The sequence below is a fragment of the Bacillus cereus group sp. MYBK15-3 genome, from assembly GCF_051916765.1.
Classification (GTDB): domain Bacteria; phylum Bacillota; class Bacilli; order Bacillales; family Bacillaceae_G; genus Bacillus_A; species Bacillus_A cereus.
Window position 1 is genome coordinate 237,595 of record NZ_JBQAHG010000002.1, and the last position, 15,342, is coordinate 252,936.

Genomic DNA, 15,342 nt, shown 5'->3' on the forward strand with positions numbered 1-15,342 from the left:
TCAAGGGGGAACTAATCATGCGTATCGGTATTCCAACAGAAATTAAAAACAATGAAAACCGTGTGGCAATGACGCCAGCGGGAGCAGTACATTTAGTACAAAATGGTCATGAAGTTTTTGTTCAAAAAGGAGCAGGTTTAGGATCTGGCTTTACGGATGAAGAATACGTACAAGCTGGTGCGAAACTTGTAGAAACTGCTGAAGAAGCATGGAATCAAGATATGGTTATGAAGGTAAAAGAGCCAGTAGCAAGTGAATACGGCTATTTCCGTGAAGGTTTAATTTTATTCACATACTTACACTTAGCTCCAGAACCAGAATTAACGAAAGCATTAATCGATAACAAAGTTGCATCAATCGCATATGAAACAGTACAATTAGACAATCGTTCTTTACCATTACTTGCACCTATGAGTGAAGTAGCTGGTCGTATGGCTGCACAAATCGGTGCACAATTCCTTGAGAAAAACAAAGGTGGTAAAGGTATTTTACTTGCAGGCGTTCCAGGGGTAAAACGCGGCAAAGTAACAATCATCGGCGGTGGTCAAGCTGGTACAAACGCAGCTAAGATTGCAGTAGGTTTAGGTGCAGATGTAACAATCATTGACTTAAGTGCAGAACGTCTTCGTCAATTAGATGATATTTTCGGTAACCAAGTAAAAACATTAATGTCTAATCCATATAACATTGCAGAAGCTGTTAAAGAATCTGACCTTGTTATTGGTGCAGTATTAATTCCAGGTGCAAAAGCGCCAAAACTTGTAACTGAAGAAATGATTCAATCAATGGAACCAGGTTCTGTCGTTGTAGATATCGCGATTGACCAAGGTGGTATTTTCGAAACAACTGATCGTATTACAACTCATGATAACCCAACTTACGAAAAACATGGCGTTGTTCATTATGCAGTTGCTAATATGCCAGGTGCAGTTCCACGTACGTCAACTCTTGCATTAACAAACGTAACAGTACCATATGCAGTACAAATTGCGAACAAAGGTTACAAAGATGCTTGCTTAGGCAACACTGCATTACTAAAAGGTATTAACACATTAGATGGCTATGTAACATTCGAAGCAGTTGCAGAAGCGCACGGCTTACAATACGCTGATGCGAAAGAGCTTCTTGAAAAAGCTCCTGCTTTATCATAATAGAAATACATTCGAGACCTTCCTTTATGAGGAGGGTCTTTTTTATGGAGAAATAACATGTGAATAATTGTTATTTATTGGTGTAAATCGATTTTTATTATGATAATTTAGAATTATATAACAAAAAGAGGGGATTCAATGGGGAGCAAAAAGAGGAAGAAAAAGCAAGTTAAGAGACAAAAGTATATGAAGAGAAAACAGGAACAGAACATACCTTTTTCAAAAAAAGTAGTCCTTATGATAGAAAAAGTATTTCGATATATTTGTATGTTCTTGTATGTGATTTTTTGTGTGTTTTTATGTGGGATGGTTAAAAGTTTGGGGATAACCCCTAATGTTATTGAAGGTATTTTTGGCGTTATGCTTGTTATGGTAGAAGGAATCTTATTCTTTATATTATTTGATAAGGTTTGGCCTAGTCATGAAAGTAAAAAAGATAGAAAAAGAAGCAAAAAATCTTCATCCAATTCAAGCTCATCAAGTGGATTCGGTGACTACAGTAGCAATGATTGTAGCAGCTCAAGTGATGGTGGAGGAGATTGCGGAGGTGGAGGAGATTAAGTTAGTTTTTTAGAAGAACGACTAATGAAAGGATGGGACGAAAGATGGAAACTGTGAACTTAATAGAATTAACAAAGGATATTAAAGATCAACATAAAAATTTCGTCGTTTCAAATGTAAATAATCATTGCTTACGAATCGCTGTATTTACTGGCGAATATGATTGGCATTATCATTCTAATTCGGATGAATTATTCATTGTGCTAGAGGGAGAATTGCTTATCGATTTTGAAGATGGAGAAACAGCAGTTTTAAAGCCGAATGATTCTATTTTAATTCCAGCGTGTACGATTCATAGAACGAGAGCATTAAAGAGAACAGTAAATCTTTGTTTCGAAAATATAGAAGCTGATACGATTAAAGTGGAGCAGTTATGAAAAAATTATCTGTAGCCGAGTATAGAAAAATCATTCCGATTTTGGAAAGTAATACAAGAACGACGACATTTGCTTATGCGGTATGTGACCAAATGATAGATGGTGAGATTTTTGCCAACGAGAAGTTAACAGCAGGATTAATTCGTACAGTTAACGGTATCTATTATTTATTTGGTCATACGGATGATCAAAATTATAATGAAGATTTATTGATGTATTTAAAAATGGCTATTGAAAAAACAGAGAAGAGATTTACACTATTCGCTTCAAGTGAAGAGTGGGAAATGATGATTGAAGGGCGTTTTAGTAATGTACTTCGGAATATGCCACGAATGAAATTCCAAAGAGAAATCTTTGAAGAGCGAACACAAGATGCAAATAAAAATACATATGCAGTGAAGCGTATTGATAAAAGTGATATAGAACGAAGCAGTGAATTTACAGAGAAGTATTATAAAGAATATTGGGGATCAAAAGAACTATTTTTGAACAGTGGTTTCGGATTTTGTATAGAACAAGGTGGGATGATTATAGCTGAATGCGTCTCAATATTTAGAGGGAATAGTTTTGCTGAAATCGATATTGCTACGCATAAAGCATATCAAGGGAAAGGATTAGCTCAAGCTGTTGCGACACGGTTCATTGAACATTGCATGCAAAGTGATATTATACCGAGCTGGGATTGTTATGTAGACAATATTCCTTCGCGAAAATTAGCTAGTAAATTAAGTTTTTATCATCCAATAGAATACAGTTTGTTTGTACGTAAGAAAACGGGGGAATAAAAATGAATGTAGAATTAACGAGATTTAAAGTTAAGCCTGGTAAGAGTCATCGAGTAGATGAATGGATGCAGCTTCTTAATGAAAATATGAAAGAAGTCCTTTTGACATTAAACGACGAAAAGATGTATGTTGAGACAATTTTCCGGGAAATAAGAGATGGAGAAGAGTACTTATATTGGTATTCTGTGCAAGGAGAAGGCGGAGCTCTTGTCGAAAATTCTCATTATGAAATCGATAAAAAGCACTTAGCGTTTTGGTATGAATGTATCGATGAAGAAGCACCATCTATTGATATGAAAACAGAAGTTGTTATGATTCAAGAGGTTGTGAGGGAAGCGATGGAATAATAGAGTAATATTTTGTGAACAAAAAACAGTCTTATTTTTATGCTGAAATATATATTATTGGAGATGCTATAGGATGAGAATTAGTAATAAATATATCACTCTCGATGAAATAGAGATAATAAGAGAATCCTTAAATAAATTGCATGAATATCATAATAATAAATCAAAATATTTTTCTGGCGATTACCCAAGAATGACATTTGAGGAACGTATTGAAAATTATAAAAAGAACTCAAAGTACGGAGAATATAGAATTGAATTATTGATTGAGTCAGAAACAGATAATATATTAGGATTTTGTATAGCGTATAGTAAAAGCGTAAGCGGAAAGATTGAAGTTTTATTTGTTGATGAAAAATACCGAAGAAACGGATTTGGTTTGAAATTAATGAATAGTGCAGTGGAATGGTTTAAAGTGAAAAAGATAGATGAAATTGAATTAACAGTAGTGTATGGAAATGAAGCTGTATCATTTTATGAAAAGCTGGGATTTTATCCTCGTTCAATTATTATGGCAACTAAGTCATAACGATAGTATGGGGAGAGATGAGTGGGAGTTTTTGTTTCAAAAAATGATTCATATTTTACTAAATTATATGTGAAGAGCACATCAAAATAAATGTGCTTTTTATTATGGAAAAATTTATAAAAGCTGTATTTGGATATCTTTAAGTGAAAATAAAGAGGGATATCGAGAATATTTTAGGATAAACTATAAAGTGAAACTTTAATCAGTGGTGAGGGCATCCCCCACTGATTATCAGCCCTCACCAATCGGGCTTTTACGAGCAGTCCGCCCCCCACCTAACTTCTTTACTTCCGCTGAATTTTGATGTGGGGTCTTACTGCCTGTTAATGCGGGATAAAGAAATAAAAAACACCGAACCAAAAGACTTACAAATATACGGTGTAGTTGTAACAGGCAAAACAGAGGATTTACAAAGTTTACAAGGAGCACCATATATTAAGGCTGCTGTTAGAGGTGTAACAGTTGAGAAATATTAATTACAGTCTATTAATGTGAATAATCAGAAAACTTATGTTATACTATGGGAAAAGGAGGTTTATATGAGGCAAATACATGGAGCAATTTATATTTACATAACTATGTTTTTCGTGGCGATATCCTATGGATTAGGGCACGTGTATTCGCATCCTATACTAACTTTTTTAAGCGGAGCATGTATGGCGTTTGCGCTTCTTGTCCACCTTTTCTCAGTTTGGATCGTGAAATTTCAATTAAATATTAGTGAAATAGAAGAAGGCACTTTTTGAGTGGCCTTCTTTTTTTAATAATATTTAAAGGAAGAAATAGACAATAAATGCTTTTGAATCGAGGGGCATGATGAAGAGAGTATTATTCTTTTTTATTACTATTTTCTTTTTAGGGAGTTGTTCGATTTCGTATGTTACTTTTTCTAGCGAGAGCAAAAGTTGGACGGGACAATATAAAGGCCATATTAAGGATGATAGTGAAGATGGAATGTTTACATTTCAGTATAAGGGCGGAGATGGAAATACAGAATTTAAAAATTTAGAGATTGCTATTAATGGAGCCTTTAGCACAATGACACAAACGTCAGAAAATCATAAAGGAGCAAAGATTGAAATAAAGTCTTCTTGTGTAAGTTGTACGCCTTTATCTAAAGATGAACCGATAGAAGTTGTGATTAAATGGGATGATAAGTATGAGGAGAAGATGGTGTTAAATTTGAAATAGCCTAGAGTAAGGAGTTAAAAATGAATAGGCATATGAAAATCTTTATGTTTCTAAGTGTATTTTTAATCATATTATCAGCGTGTACTACAAAAAAAGTAGAGCAAGTAGCAGTAAAAAAAGTACCTGAAGAAGGATATGTCATAGTAAGAAATGATACGGTATTTTTCGTCAGTGATAAAACGTTTGAAACGAAAGTAGAGTTACAAAATTATATAGAACAACAAATGAATAAAGAGTATCCATCACATATAGTTCTGAGTTTTAAGGTTAAAGATGCATATAATAAACTAAAAACAGGGGATAAAATAAAAGTATGGTCTTCTCAAACACTTGAAAGCTATCCAGCAAAAATGATTGTAGAGAAATTTGAAATAGTAGAGAAATAAAAAAGGCAGCAATCAAGCTGCCTTTTTTATTATTTTACAAATTGTAATTCTTTCGGGAATTTCGTTAAAATTTCTGATCCGTCTTTTGTGATGTAAATATCATCTTCAATACGAACGCCACCTACGTTTGGTACATAAATACCAGGTTCGATTGTGAAGACCATACCTTCTTTTAATGGAGACTCGTTACCAGCTTTTACATCTGGATATTCGTGTACGCTAATTCCAAGTCCATGACCAAGTCGGTGCGGGAAGAAGTCTCCGTAACCTGCATCTGCGATAACAGAACGAGCAGCGTTATCGATTGCGCCAAGTGTAACACCTGGTTTACATGCTTCAACTGCTTGTAGTTGTCCAGCAAGTACAGTGTTGTAAATGCGAGTTTGCTCTTCAGAAATCTCACCGAATGCTACTGTACGTGTAATATCAGAGCAATAACCATCAATGATTACGCCTAAATCAAATAGTACGAAATCGCCGCGTTTCATTTTGTTTGCGCCAGGAATACCGTGTGGAAGAGCAGAGTTCGCACCTGCTAATACCATCGTATCAAATGACATTTTATGTATGCCTTTTGTTTTTAATTCGTGTTCAATAATTGCTAATACTTCTAGCTCGCTGCGGTTTTCTTTAATTGCATTTACACCAACTTCAACAGCATAGTCCGCCATTTTAGCTGCTTCGCGTAAAATAGAAAGTTCTTTTTCATCTTTAATTAAACGAAGTTCGCGAACTTTCTCCTCAGCTGATTTGAAAGCTGCATTTGGGAATAATTTCGTTAATTCTTCGTAGCGCTCTACGTTTAAATGTTCTTTTTCAATTGCAACTGCATTTGCATTGATGCCGCGGTCTTTAATTGCTTTTGCAATCATATCCCATGGTCTGTCAGTATCAGTAAATCCGATAATTTCATGTGCCCAGCCAGCGTTACGTGCTTGGCCTTCTTCCATTTTAGGGCAAATTAAAATAGGTTCTTTTTCTTGGAATACAAACATACCAAGAAGTCTTTCGTGTGGTTCACAGTGGAAGTTTGTCATGTAGAAGACGTTCGGTGTAGAAGTTAAGAACGCAGCTTCTACGTTTTTTTCTTTTAGCCATTGCATTAAATTTTCTAATCTAGCATTCATCGATTGGCACCCCCGAGATATTTAATTACAAATATAACTTTAACTCGGAAGAAAGCGTTATGACAAGTAAATAGATGTTAGAAAAGACAGGGGATTGAAAAATCATGTAGAATAAAAAGTGAGAATGTGAATAGGGGAGGAATGTAATAATGAAAGTATCTTATCATGGACATTCAGTTGTGAAAATTGAGGCGAATGGAAAAGTTATTTTAATTGACCCGTTTTTAACAGGTAATCCGAAAACAGATTTAAAAGCTGAAGATGTAAAAGTGGATGCAATCCTTTTATCGCATGGACACGGTGATCATGTTGGAGATACAGTAGAACTTGCGAAGAAAAATAATGCAGTTGTTGTAGCACCATTTGAACTAGCAACATTTTTAAGTTGGCAAGGTGTAAATACACACCCGATGCATATTGGTGGTTCACATGAATTTGACTTCGGAAAAGTGAAGTTTACACAAGCATTCCACGGCTCTAGTTATATTGATGAAGCAAATAAGACGATTACATATACAGGTATGCCAGCAGGTATTTTATTTACAGCAGAAGAGAAAACTGTATACCACGCAGGAGATACTGCACTATTCTCTGATATGAAGTTAATTGGGGAATTAAATAAAGTTGATCTAGCATTTTTACCAATTGGTGATAATTTCACAATGGGACCAGAAGATGCTGTACTAGCGGCAAAATGGATTAATGCGAAAACTGTTGTACCGATGCATTACAATACGTTCCCAGTTATTGAACAAGATCCATATCAATTTGTAGAAAAGCTACAAAATTGTACAGGGAAAGTATTAGAAGCTGGAGAAAGTATTACACTATAGAAAAGAAACCCTTCATTTGAAAAAGAAAAGTGAAGGGTTTTTTATGTGTGTAGGACAGCTTTTAATGCTTGTATTTGTTTTGGTGATTCTTTTCTTTTGGTACGTGGTTGTTCAGGTGTTTCATTCAATTCCATTGCAACTTTTTTCCCATCTACGAAAGCTAAAAATACAGCACCTACAACCTCTAAAAATTTTTTCATCATGTGTTCGCTCCTTTGTTTTATTTCTTGTCTTAATTGTATAAGTAATCAAGTGTACGAACTATCGAATGAGATGACAATAGCATTACATTGTTGTAATAGAATGAATGGTGGAATGCAAGAGACATTTTGTTATAAAAAAAATAGTACAGGTATGCAAAGAGAGAGTGTAACAGTTTTGAAAATATAGTATACTAAAAGTACAACACATGAAGAATTTAGGGAAAAGAAAGTATGGTGAAACCATTTGGCTACCAAGCATAACCAAATTTTAGAACATATTAATAGCCTGCCAGTAGGCCATAAAATTTCTGTAAGACAAATCGCGAAAGATTTGAGTGTAAGTGAAGGGACAGCTTACCGTGCAATTAAAGATGCAGAAAATAAAGGATATGTTAGTACAATTGAACGTGTCGGAACAATTCGAATTGAACAGAAGAAGAAAGAGAATATCGAAAAACTGACATATGCAGAAGTCGTTAACATTGTCGATGGTCAAGTACTTGGGGGCAGAGAAGGACTACATAAAACATTAAATAAATTCGTAATCGGAGCTATGAAATTAGAAGCGATGATGCGCTATACAGAAGCTGGGAATTTACTCATTATTGGTAACCGTACGAATGCACATCAATTAGCATTAGAAACTGGAGCCGCTGTATTAATTACGGGCGGATTTGATACGGAAGATCATGTGAAGAAATTAGCAGACGAATTAAAGCTGCCGATTATTTCAAGTAGCTACGATACATTTACGGTCGCAACGTTAATTAACCGTGCGATTTACGATCAGCTTATTAAGAAAGAAATTGTACTCGTTGAAGATATTTTAACGCCAATTGAAGAAACGTTATATTTAAAGCCGAGTGATACAGTACAGCAATGGCATGCATATAACGAAGAGACAATGCACGGAAGGTATCCGATTGTTGATGAAAGTAACAAAGTGCTAGGAATCGTAACTTCAAAAGATATGATCGGAGTAGCGAAAGAAACACCAATTGATAAAGTAATGACAAAGCACCCAATTACAGTGAACGGTAAAATGTCTGTCGCAGCTGCGGCACGTATGATGGTGTGGGAAGGAATTGAATTACTTCCTGTCGTTGAGGAAGGAAACAAACTGCAAGGTATTATTAGCCGTCAAGATGTACTTCAGGCACTGCAAATGATTCAACGTCAGCCACAAGTTGGAGAAACCATTGATGATATTGTAACGAATCAATTTATGACACCAAAAGAAGCGAAGAATGAGCATCTATATCAATTTTCGGTGACGCCGCAAATGACGAACTCAATCGGGACGTTATCGTACGGTGTATTTGCAACAATTGTGACAGAAGCGACAAATCGCGTCATTCGTGCGCAAAAGAAAAGCGATTTAATTGTTGAAAACTTAACGATTTATTTCGTAAAGCCGGTTCAAATTGATAATGTTGTATCTGTTCATCCGAAAGTATTAGAAATTGGACGTAAATTTGGTAAGGTCGATGTAGAGGTGCATCATGAAGGTAATGTTGTTGGAAAAGCATTACTTATGGTTCAGTTAATCGATAAATAAAAAGATGGAACAAATCGTTTTGATTTGTTCCATCTTTTTTGTTGTTTTAAATTTGAAAGGCATGATTTTAGATGGGAGTTTTAGTGAAATATGTATGGGATGGAGTGGAAAAGTAACGTGAGAAAAGACAGAATAATAATTCAATTCAGTTGTATATTGTGTTATGATTATATTGTAAGAAAATGGAATTATGAAAGGTGGTATGCATTATGTCGTCAGCCGTACTTTTTTTTGGTAGTATCGCATTATTTTACTTTCTTGTAATGATACCTATTCAATATTTATATTTACAAGGTTTACATGAAAAAAAGGAAAAGACAGGATTATCTCAGCGAGAGCTATATGAAAAAATGTCTTTTGAAGAAGAACAATTACATTTTCATGTACAAGGTAACCCATTTAATATACCATCTGCGTTTGTTGCATATATGATTTTGAAAGTTAAGCAACATAAAAAAGCATCACAATATTGATGCTTTTTTATGTTGCTTCATAGACTTCGGCTTCTTTAACTGCTAATGGCAAGAAATGTTTGTATTGGCGAAACCCGTTAAATACACTTGCACTACCAAATAGAACGAATAAAACACCAACGATAATACGAGCGGTTGAAAGTTCTAAAAAGAATTGGTTTATCCCGAAAAATAAAACGAATGAACCGAGTGCCATTGCGGATTTTCCTGAGAGCCAACCTTTCTCCATTGGGCGGTTTGTACGAAAGTATTTTGTTTTGTAAAAGAGGTACAACATAAATGAGACGATAATACAGAAGACTAATACTGGCATAGTGAACACTCCCATCGCTTTATGAAAAATAATAGAAAAGAAAAAGAAATATCTAAACTTTCTAACTTTTATTATAAAGCAATTGTTCGCATGTATGAAATACTTTCCGTTATAATGGAGGATAAAGTGAAGAAGTTGATTAAAAAGGAGATTATACATATGCATGAGCAAATTTTAGAAGCAATTAAAGAGTTTGATACAATTATTATTCATCGCCACGTGCGTCCGGATCCAGATGCGTTAGGCTCACAGGGTGGTCTTGGTACAATTCTACAAGAATCGTTTCCAGAGAAAAATATTTATACGGTTGGGTACAATGAACCGTCACTAGCATACTTACGAGTAATGGATGATATTGAAGATAGTGTATACGAAAATGCGCTTGTTATTGTTTGTGATACTGCGAATCAAGAACGTGTTGACGATCAACGCTATACAAAAGGGAAGATGTTAATTAAAATTGATCATCATCCAAATGAAGATCCATATGGAGATATTACGTGGGTAGATACGACAGCGAGTTCTACAAGTGAGATGATTTATGAGTTTTATAACTATGGAAAAGATAAAGGATTAAAAATAACAAAAGAAGCAGCTCGCCTTATTTTAGCAGGAATTGTTGGAGATACAGGTCGTTTCTTATTCCCAAATACGACAGCAAAAACACTTCGTTACGTAAGTGAGCTTGTTGATATGGGTGTGAAATTCACAGATTTATACAATGAAATGTATAAGACAAAAGAAAAAATTGCTCGTTTAAACGGTTATATTTTACAAAACTTTACGATGGTAGAAGAAGGAGCAGCTTACATTAAATTAACGAAAGAAGTATTAGAAGAGTTTGATGTACTTCCTTCTGAAGCATCTGGTGTTGTTGGAGCGCTTGGCAATATTGATGGATTAAAGGCGTGGGTTCTATTTTTAGAGGAAGACGACGTAATTCGTGTTCGTCTTCGTTCAAAAGGACCAGTTATAAACAAATTAGCAATGCAATATAACGGCGGGGGGCATCCGATGGCTTCTGGTGCGAAGGCATCTTCTTGGGAAGAAGCGGATCGTCTTTTTGCTGATTTACGTGAGATTTGTAAATAAGAGACTATATGTTAGAACGAAAAGAAGGAGCGGTGCTAAAGCCCTCCTTCTTTATTTTTCTTTCTCTATAGTAATGCTAATTTCAAGCACTGTATCAAAAGATATTGTATCGACTTTAAAACGGTATAGCCGATCGTAATGTTTGTACGTTTTATTTTCGATTACCTTTTTAAGTAGGTCTTTATTTTTTGCGATACTTTGAATGTTTTTCGTTAAAAGATGTTGGAGATCATTATGGATAGATGTAGTCATATTTTCGAGTGTGAGATTGTCTAAATCGTATTTTTCTCGATTGATAAGTTTTATTTTAATCTCTTGAATGGTTAAGAGCCGTTTATTTTCAGTGTTCAATTTTTCTTGATCTTCGAGAAGGACGTGGAGCTTTGCTTCTTGTTTTTCTATAATTTCTCTTTGTTCTGCTATTTTACTAGCTTGTTCTTCTTGAAAAACACCGTATATGTACAAAAAAATAAACCAGCTCAAAACGCCTCCAACAGCAGCCCCAGCTAATACTAAGTACCATCTTTTTGCTGTATTAGCACTTGGTACTCTCATACATGTTCCTGCGTTAGCCATTTAATAATAATGAGACCTGTTTGCATACCACCAGTTGCGAAAAAAATAAGGAGAATTTGTTTTACGATATCTTTCATATCTCCGCCAAAGAAACTTCTTTCAAAGCTATAAAAGGTATCGAATGTTCCGCCGATTGCTGCAACGAGTGCCCAAATTCTTAAATTTTGGGCGAATTGATTAATGTAAGTTAGAGCTGGTTTTCCAATAAGAAACGCACCAAATCCACCAATTAATGAACCGCCAAGTATAACCCCAAAGGCAATAAAATAACTAATAATAAGCAGAGAGAAAAAAGTATGTTCTCTTACATCCATCGTCATTCCCCTTTCTTCTTCATATATATGGACAAAGTATAAGAAGTATGTTTTGATTTCCGCTTTCCTCATCACCTATAATAAAAGTAGTCAAATAGGTAAAGAGAGGGTACAACAGTGAAGTTTGTGCATTTACAATGTCAAACCGTTTTTAGTTTATTAAAAAGTGCTTGTAAAATTGATGAGCTTGTAGTCAGGGCGAAAGAACTTGGTTTTTCATCGCTGGCTATTACGGATGAAAATGTTATGTATGGTGTTATTCCGTTTTATAAAGCATGTAAGAAACATGGTATACAGCCTGTTATTGGATTAACCGCTTCTATTTTTAGTGAAGAAGAAGAAAGGTCTTATCCGCTTGTATTACTTGCTGAGAATGAAATAGGCTACCAAAATTTATTAAAGATTTCTAGCAGTATTATGACAAAGTCCAAAGAAGGTATTCCTAAGAAGTGGCTTGCGCATTATGCGAAAGGATTAATTGCTATTTCACCAGGTAAAGATGGCGAAATTGAGCAATTATTACTAGAAGACAATGAGAGTCAGGCTGAAGAAGTAGCTCGCACGTATCAAAATATGTTCGGCCATTTTTATATGAGTTTGCAGCATCATGCGATTCAAGATGAGTTGCTTTTACAAGAGAAACTACCTGAATTTATTAGTAGGGTTAATATTTCAGTCGTTGCAACAAATGATGTGCGCTATATCAATCAAAGTGACGCGCTTGTTCACGAATGTTTACTATCTGTTGAAAGTGGAACGAAAATGACTGATCCAGATAGGCCGAGGCTGAAAACAGATCAGTATTATTTAAAGTCATCGGATGAAATGGAAGCACTATTTTCCCATGCGCCGGAAGCAATCCAAAATACAATAAAAATTGCAGAGCGTTGCCAAGTAGAAATACCGTTCCATGTAAATCAACTTCCAAAGTTTCCTGTTCCGTCTAATGAAACGAGTGATATATACTTGCGTCGTGTTTGTGAAGAAGGTTTGCGGAAACGATATGGTGAACCGAAAGAAGTGCATATAAAGCGTTTGGATCATGAATTAAATGTTATTTCTCGTATGGGATTTAGTGATTATTTCCTCATCGTATGGGATTTTATGAAGTATGCACATGAAAATTATATTCTAACAGGACCAGGTCGTGGATCGGCAGCTGGTTCACTCGTTTCATACGTATTAGAAATTACAGATATTGATCCAATTGAATACGATCTATTATTTGAAAGGTTTTTAAATCCTGAACGTGTGACGCTTCCCGATATTGATATTGATTTTCCAGACGTAAGACGTGATGAGATGATTCGCTATGTGAAAGATAAATACGGTCAGCTCCGTGTTGCGCAAATTGTAACGTTTGGTACGCTTGCAGCAAAAGCGGCAATTAGAGACATTGCCCGCGTAATGGGGCTTCCGCCGCGAGATATTGATATATTTTCAAAACTTATCCCATCAAAGCTTGGTATAACATTAAAAGATGCATATGAAGAATCACAATCACTTCGTGAGTTTATACAAGGGAATCTTTTGCATGAGCGTGTGTTTGAAATCGCAAAACGTGTAGAAGGTTTGCCACGTCATACGTCTATTCATGCGGCTGGTGTTATTATGAGTCAAGAACCGCTAACAGGCAGTGTAGCAATTCAAGAAGGACATAACGATGTTTATGTTACGCAATATCCAGCCGATGCGCTAGAAGAACTTGGGTTGCTTAAGATGGACTTTTTAGGATTACGTAATTTAACGTTACTTGAAAATATTATAAAATTTATCGCGAACAAAACAGGGAAAGAAATCGATATAAGAAACTTACCTCTTCAAGATGAAAAGACGTTCCAATTATTAGGAAGAGGAGATACAACAGGTGTATTCCAGCTTGAGTCAGGCGGTATGCGAAATGTACTTCGCGGGTTAAAACCGAATGAGTTTGAAGATATCGTAGCTGTTAACTCGTTATACAGACCAGGACCGATGGAACAGATACCGACTTTTATTGAATCGAAACATGGAAAAAGAAAAATCGAATATTTACATCCGGATTTAAAGCCAATTTTAGAAAGAACATACGGCGTCATTGTATACCAAGAACAAATTATGCAAATTGCATCGAAGTTAGCAGGGTTTTCGCTTGGAGAAGCAGATTTACTGCGCCGTGCGGTGAGTAAAAAAAATCGTGATATTTTAGATCAGGAACGTAAGCATTTTGTCCAAGGATGTTTGGGAAATGGATACAATGAGACATCCGCAGAGAAAATTTATGATTTAATTGTAAGATTTGCGAATTACGGTTTTAACCGAAGTCACGCTGTAGCTTACAGTATGATTGGATATCAGCTTGCCTATTTGAAAGCGAACTATACGCTGGAATTTATGACGGCATTATTATCAAGCGCAATTGGAAATGAAGATAAGATTGTACAGTATATACGAGAAACGAAGCGGAAAGGTTTTCACGTTTTGCCGCCGTCTCTTCAGAGAAGTGGTTATAACTTCCAAATAGAAGGGAATGCGATACGTTACAGTTTACTTTCGATCCGAAATATTGGAATGGCTACAGTGACGGCATTATTAGAAGAACGAGAGAAAAAAATGTTCGAAGATTTATTTGAATTTTGTCTCCGTATGCCGTCAAAGTTCGTAACGGAGCGTAATTTAGAAGCTTTCGTCTGGTCGGGATGTTTTGATGATTTTGGTGTTTCGAGAACGAATTTATGGAAAAGTATTAAAGGGGCGTTAGAGTACGCGAATCTCGCACGTGATTTAGGAGATGCTGTTCCAAAATCAAAATATGTACAAGGAGAAGAGCTATCTTTTATTGAACAACTAAATAAAGAGAAGGAAGCACTTGGCTTTTATTTATCAAGTTATCCGACAGCGCAGTATGTGAAGTTAGCAAAAGAATTAGAAATTCCATCTCTCGCTCAGGCGATGCGACACAAGAAAAAAGTACAAAGAGCGATTGTGTATATAACAAGTGTTAGAGTGATTCGTACGAAAAAGTTTCAAAAGATGGCATTTATTACATTCTGTGATCAAAATGATGAAATGGAAGCGGTCCTCTTCCCGGAAACGTATATACATTTCTCGGATAAGTTGCAAGAAGGAGCAATTGTTTTAGTTGACGGTACGATTGAGCTAAGAAATCATAAGCTTCAATGGATTGTAAATGGACTATATCCGCTAGAGGAAATGGATGTTTATGAAGAAAAGAAAGACGCATCTGTTTACGTGAAATTGCCATCTCAGTATGAGAAAAAGCTTTTAAATCGGGTTACGAAAATATTGTTCGACTATTCAGGTTTTGCGAAAGTACTAATTTATTATGAAAAGGAACATAAAATGGTACAATTATCTCGGAGTTTATCGATTCATCCAAGTGAAGAATGTTTAGGAGCACTTCGTGAAATTGTCGGGGAAGAAAATGTAGTTGTGAAAATATAATGGACAATTTCCCTACACTTCGATTATTATAGTAGTAGTGTTCGTGGTCAGACCACTTGGAGAAATTGATATCAGCAAGAAT

Annotated in this window: 19 protein-coding genes and 1 pseudogene; 15 read left to right on the forward strand and 5 right to left on the reverse strand. The window is 35.5% G+C overall.

What is annotated here, in order from left to right; all coding sequences use genetic code 11:
- The first annotated feature begins 17 nt into the window (after positions 1–17).
- From ald to ACTFR8_RS09685, 10 genes and pseudogenes are all read left to right on the forward strand, one after another.
- Complete coding sequence (ald, locus tag ACTFR8_RS09640) at positions 18–1,151, forward strand: alanine dehydrogenase (protein ID WP_001219398.1); 1,134 nt, start codon at positions 18–20, stop codon at positions 1,149–1,151.
- Positions 1,152–1,289: 138 nt separating this feature from the next.
- On the forward strand, positions 1,290–1,712 hold the full coding sequence (locus ACTFR8_RS09645) for a hypothetical protein (protein WP_000534949.1): 423 nt from the start codon (positions 1,290–1,292) through the stop codon (positions 1,710–1,712).
- Between the two features lie 44 nt (positions 1,713–1,756).
- A complete protein-coding gene (locus ACTFR8_RS09650) occupies positions 1,757–2,089 on the forward strand; it encodes a cupin domain-containing protein (protein ID WP_000450927.1) in 333 nt (110 codons plus the stop codon).
- On the forward strand, positions 2,086–2,874 hold the full coding sequence (locus ACTFR8_RS09655; protein ID WP_100619211.1) for a GNAT family N-acetyltransferase: 789 nt from the start codon (positions 2,086–2,088) through the stop codon (positions 2,872–2,874). Before ACTFR8_RS09650 ends, ACTFR8_RS09655 begins: the two co-directional genes overlap by 4 nt.
- A 2-nt stretch (positions 2,875–2,876) precedes the next feature.
- A complete protein-coding gene (locus ACTFR8_RS09660) occupies positions 2,877–3,221 on the forward strand; it encodes a DUF6176 family protein (protein WP_001100215.1) in 345 nt (114 codons plus the stop codon).
- 73 nt (positions 3,222–3,294) lie between these two features.
- A complete protein-coding gene (locus ACTFR8_RS09665; RefSeq protein ID WP_001222923.1) occupies positions 3,295–3,750 on the forward strand; it encodes a GNAT family N-acetyltransferase in 456 nt (151 codons plus the stop codon).
- Between the two features lie 335 nt (positions 3,751–4,085).
- A pseudogene (locus ACTFR8_RS09670) lies at positions 4,086–4,226 on the forward strand (anti sigma factor C-terminal domain-containing protein); the annotation flags it as partial.
- 63 nt (positions 4,227–4,289) lie between these two features.
- Positions 4,290–4,496 carry a hypothetical protein gene (locus ACTFR8_RS09675; protein ID WP_001248905.1) on the forward strand — a complete coding sequence of 69 codons (207 nt, stop codon included), beginning with the start codon at positions 4,290–4,292 and terminating at the stop codon, positions 4,494–4,496.
- Positions 4,497–4,563: 67 nt separating this feature from the next.
- A complete protein-coding gene (locus tag ACTFR8_RS09680; protein WP_252209700.1) occupies positions 4,564–4,941 on the forward strand; it encodes a hypothetical protein in 378 nt (125 codons plus the stop codon).
- A 20-nt stretch (positions 4,942–4,961) separates the two neighbouring features.
- On the forward strand, positions 4,962–5,327 hold the full coding sequence (locus ACTFR8_RS09685; protein WP_001079366.1) for a DUF3221 domain-containing protein: 366 nt from the start codon (positions 4,962–4,964) through the stop codon (positions 5,325–5,327).
- Between the two features lie 29 nt (positions 5,328–5,356).
- Here ACTFR8_RS09685 and pepQ read toward each other — a convergent pair whose 3' ends face one another.
- Positions 5,357–6,454 (reverse strand): Xaa-Pro dipeptidase, encoded by a 1,098-nt coding sequence (gene pepQ / locus ACTFR8_RS09690; RefSeq protein ID WP_000994032.1) that lies wholly within the window; start codon positions 6,452–6,454, stop codon positions 5,357–5,359.
- A gap of 149 nt (positions 6,455–6,603) precedes the next feature.
- Between pepQ and ACTFR8_RS09695 the strand changes: the two genes are divergently transcribed.
- Positions 6,604–7,287: a metal-dependent hydrolase gene (locus ACTFR8_RS09695; protein ID WP_000868922.1), complete on the forward strand. Its 684-nt coding sequence runs from the start codon at positions 6,604–6,606 to the stop codon at positions 7,285–7,287.
- A 41-nt stretch (positions 7,288–7,328) separates the two neighbouring features.
- Here the strand turns inward: ACTFR8_RS09695 and ACTFR8_RS09700 are convergent, their stop codons facing one another.
- A complete protein-coding gene (locus tag ACTFR8_RS09700; protein WP_000976017.1) occupies positions 7,329–7,490 on the reverse strand; it encodes a hypothetical protein in 162 nt (53 codons plus the stop codon).
- Positions 7,491–7,734: 244 nt separating this feature from the next.
- Between ACTFR8_RS09700 and ACTFR8_RS09705 the strand changes: the two genes are divergently transcribed.
- Together ACTFR8_RS09705 and ACTFR8_RS09710 are read left to right on the forward strand one after the other, a co-directional pair.
- Positions 7,735–9,048, forward strand: coding sequence for a CBS domain-containing protein (locus tag ACTFR8_RS09705; RefSeq protein ID WP_000201580.1), 1,314 nt, complete (start codon positions 7,735–7,737; stop codon positions 9,046–9,048).
- Positions 9,049–9,257: 209 nt separating this feature from the next.
- Entirely contained in the window at positions 9,258–9,521 is a 264-nt protein-coding gene (locus ACTFR8_RS09710) for a DUF3949 domain-containing protein (protein WP_000093044.1), read from the forward strand.
- A gap of 7 nt (positions 9,522–9,528) precedes the next feature.
- On the opposite strand, the gene ACTFR8_RS09715 is transcribed toward ACTFR8_RS09710, so the two are convergent.
- The gene (locus ACTFR8_RS09715) at positions 9,529–9,834 is read right to left on the reverse strand and encodes a YtpI family protein (RefSeq protein ID WP_001144776.1); all 306 of its coding nucleotides are present in this window, start codon (positions 9,832–9,834) and stop codon (positions 9,529–9,531) included.
- Positions 9,835–9,993: 159 nt separating this feature from the next.
- On the opposite strand from ACTFR8_RS09715, the gene ACTFR8_RS09720 reads away from it, so the two are divergent.
- On the forward strand, positions 9,994–10,926 hold the full coding sequence (locus ACTFR8_RS09720) for a DHH family phosphoesterase (protein WP_033683965.1): 933 nt from the start codon (positions 9,994–9,996) through the stop codon (positions 10,924–10,926).
- Positions 10,927–10,977: 51 nt separating this feature from the next.
- On the opposite strand, the gene ytrI is transcribed toward ACTFR8_RS09720, so the two are convergent.
- Positions 10,978–11,481 (reverse strand): sporulation membrane protein YtrI, encoded by a 504-nt coding sequence (ytrI, locus tag ACTFR8_RS09725; protein ID WP_001265736.1) that lies wholly within the window; start codon positions 11,479–11,481, stop codon positions 10,978–10,980.
- A complete protein-coding gene (locus tag ACTFR8_RS09730; RefSeq protein ID WP_002005839.1) occupies positions 11,478–11,891 on the reverse strand; it encodes a YtrH family sporulation protein in 414 nt (137 codons plus the stop codon). Before ACTFR8_RS09730 ends, ytrI begins: the two co-directional genes overlap by 4 nt.
- A 42-nt stretch (positions 11,892–11,933) precedes the next feature.
- On the opposite strand from ACTFR8_RS09730, the gene dnaE reads away from it, so the two are divergent.
- The gene (gene dnaE, locus ACTFR8_RS09735; protein ID WP_000673736.1) at positions 11,934–15,260 is read left to right on the forward strand and encodes a DNA polymerase III subunit alpha; all 3,327 of its coding nucleotides are present in this window, start codon (positions 11,934–11,936) and stop codon (positions 15,258–15,260) included.
- Positions 15,261–15,342 lie beyond the last annotated feature (82 nt).

Excerpts from the sequence above, each read along its gene's own strand:
- ald (WP_001219398.1), top strand. The coding sequence starts at position 18 with ATGCGTATCGGTATTCCAACAGAAATTAAAAACAATGAAAACCGTGTG.
- ACTFR8_RS09645 (WP_000534949.1), top strand. The coding sequence starts at position 1,290 with ATGGGGAGCAAAAAGAGGAAGAAAAAGCAAGTTAAGAGACAAAAGTAT.
- ACTFR8_RS09650 (WP_000450927.1), top strand. The coding sequence starts at position 1,757 with ATGGAAACTGTGAACTTAATAGAATTAACAAAGGATATTAAAGATCAA.
- ACTFR8_RS09655 (WP_100619211.1), top strand. The coding sequence starts at position 2,086 with ATGAAAAAATTATCTGTAGCCGAGTATAGAAAAATCATTCCGATTTTG.
- ACTFR8_RS09660 (WP_001100215.1), top strand. The coding sequence starts at position 2,877 with ATGAATGTAGAATTAACGAGATTTAAAGTTAAGCCTGGTAAGAGTCAT.
- ACTFR8_RS09665 (WP_001222923.1), top strand. The coding sequence starts at position 3,295 with ATGAGAATTAGTAATAAATATATCACTCTCGATGAAATAGAGATAATA.
- ACTFR8_RS09675 (WP_001248905.1), top strand. The coding sequence starts at position 4,290 with ATGAGGCAAATACATGGAGCAATTTATATTTACATAACTATGTTTTTC.
- ACTFR8_RS09680 (WP_252209700.1), top strand. The coding sequence starts at position 4,564 with ATGATGAAGAGAGTATTATTCTTTTTTATTACTATTTTCTTTTTAGGG.
- ACTFR8_RS09685 (WP_001079366.1), top strand. The coding sequence starts at position 4,962 with ATGAATAGGCATATGAAAATCTTTATGTTTCTAAGTGTATTTTTAATC.
- pepQ (WP_000994032.1), bottom strand. The coding sequence starts at position 6,454 with ATGAATGCTAGATTAGAAAATTTAATGCAATGGCTAAAAGAAAAAAAC.
- ACTFR8_RS09695 (WP_000868922.1), top strand. The coding sequence starts at position 6,604 with ATGAAAGTATCTTATCATGGACATTCAGTTGTGAAAATTGAGGCGAAT.
- ACTFR8_RS09700 (WP_000976017.1), bottom strand. The coding sequence starts at position 7,490 with ATGATGAAAAAATTTTTAGAGGTTGTAGGTGCTGTATTTTTAGCTTTC.
- ACTFR8_RS09710 (WP_000093044.1), top strand. The coding sequence starts at position 9,258 with ATGTCGTCAGCCGTACTTTTTTTTGGTAGTATCGCATTATTTTACTTT.
- ACTFR8_RS09715 (WP_001144776.1), bottom strand. The coding sequence starts at position 9,834 with ATGCCAGTATTAGTCTTCTGTATTATCGTCTCATTTATGTTGTACCTC.
- ACTFR8_RS09720 (WP_033683965.1), top strand. The coding sequence starts at position 9,994 with ATGCATGAGCAAATTTTAGAAGCAATTAAAGAGTTTGATACAATTATT.
- ytrI (WP_001265736.1), bottom strand. The coding sequence starts at position 11,481 with ATGAGAGTACCAAGTGCTAATACAGCAAAAAGATGGTACTTAGTATTA.